This is a genomic window from Mesorhizobium sp. M2C.T.Ca.TU.002.02.1.1, from assembly GCF_003997225.1.
The window spans coordinates 1-1,463 of sequence record NZ_RZTO01001144.1; the positions used below are offsets into that span (position 1 = coordinate 1).

The window sequence follows — 1,463 nt, forward strand, 5'->3', positions numbered from 1 at the left end:
ACCTTCGCCGCTACGGCTTCGGCGAAAGGCCCGCCTTCTCGACCCTGATCGCCGAGATCGGCGGCGAATTCGCCGGGCTTTGCCTGCATTTCCCGATCTTCTCGACCTGGATGGGCCGTCCGGGCGTCTATGTGCAGGATCTATATGTCGAGGATCGCTTCCGCGGCCGCCGGGTCGGCGAAAGGCTGCTGCGGCGCGTCGCGAAAGAGTGCCGAGCGGCGGGCGGCGTCTATCTGAGGCTCTCCGTCGACACCGACAACGAGACCGCCAAGGCCTTCTATGAGAAACTGGGCATCGGCTGGTCGAGTTACGAGCAGGTGCAGAAGATCGTCGGCGACGCTTTTTTCGCCTTTGCCGACACGCCGGAGGAATGACGATGAAAGCCTTCTATGCCGAGGAACAGAAACGCCACGATCCCAAGGCTTTCCTCTCCAGCGGCGCGCCGCAGCCCAACCCGGAAAAGCCGGAGCGGATCGAAAGATTGTTAGCCGGCGCAAGATTGGCAGGATTGACGGTCGAACGCCCGAGGAATCATGGCCTTGGTCCGGTCGCGGCGGTGCATACGCCTGAATATCTCGACTTCCTCGAGCACATTTTCACGCGCTGGCGGCGCATCGAAGGCGCATCGGCGGAGGTGATCCCGAACATCCACCCGATCGCCCGCAACGGCTCCTATCCGGCCTCGGCGGTCGGCCAGGCCGGCTACCACATGGCCGACACCGCCTGCCCAATCTCGGCCGAGACCTGGAACAGCGCGTTATGGAGCGCCTGGAGCGCGGTGGAAGCCGCCGAAGCGGTGATGGCCGGCGCGCCTTCCGCCTATGCGCTCTGCCGCCCGCCGGGCCATCACGCCTTCGCCGATGTCGCCGGTGGCTTCTGCTTCATCAACAATTCGGCGGTCGCGGCTCAGGTTCTGCGCAAGAATTCCGCCCGCGTCGCCATCCTCGATGTCGACCTGCACCACGGCAACGGCACGCAAGGCATCTTCTATGCCCGTCCCGACGTGCTGACCGTCTCGCTGCACGCTGATCCGGTGCGCTTCTATCCGTTCTTCTGGGGACATGCCGACGAGCGCGGCGAAGGACCCGGCCTCGGCTACAACCTCAACCTGCCGCTGCCGCGCAAATCCGGCGACGCGGCCTTTCTCGAAGCGCTGGCGGCAGCCTTCCAGCGCATCCGCGCTTTCGCGCCGGAGGCGCTGGTGGTGGCGCTCGGCCTCGACGCTTTCGAGGGCGATCCGTTCGGCGGCCTGTCGGTGACGACGCCGGGCTTCTCGCGCATCGGCGAGGCGATCGCCGGGCTCGGCTTGCCGGCGGTGATCGTCCAGGAAGGCGGCTATCTCTGCGATGCGCTCGGCGACAATCTCACCGCGTTCCTGACCGGCTTCGGCGGCAAGAAAGACTAGCGCTGCTGCCTCAGCATCGCGATCACGCGATGCACGCTTTCCAGCGTCTCCCCGATCT

Annotated in this window: 2 protein-coding genes; both read left to right on the forward strand. The window is 65.7% G+C overall.

Annotated features, from left to right (window positions below; genetic code table 11):
* The coding region (locus tag EOD07_RS34165; protein WP_164772831.1) for a GNAT family N-acetyltransferase at window positions 1–374 on the forward strand (374 nt) is incomplete at its 5' end.
* Between the two features lie 2 nt (window positions 375–376).
* Window positions 377–1,405: a histone deacetylase family protein gene (locus EOD07_RS34170; RefSeq protein ID WP_127238330.1), complete on the forward strand. Its 1,029-nt coding sequence runs from the start codon at window positions 377–379 to the stop codon at window positions 1,403–1,405.
* Window positions 1,406–1,463: the final 58 nt, after the last annotated feature.

Bases quoted from the DNA above. Each gene is read 5' to 3' on its own strand.
- EOD07_RS34170 (WP_127238330.1), top strand. From the start codon at position 377: ATGAAAGCCTTCTATGCCGAGGAACAGAAACGCCACGATCCCAAGGCT.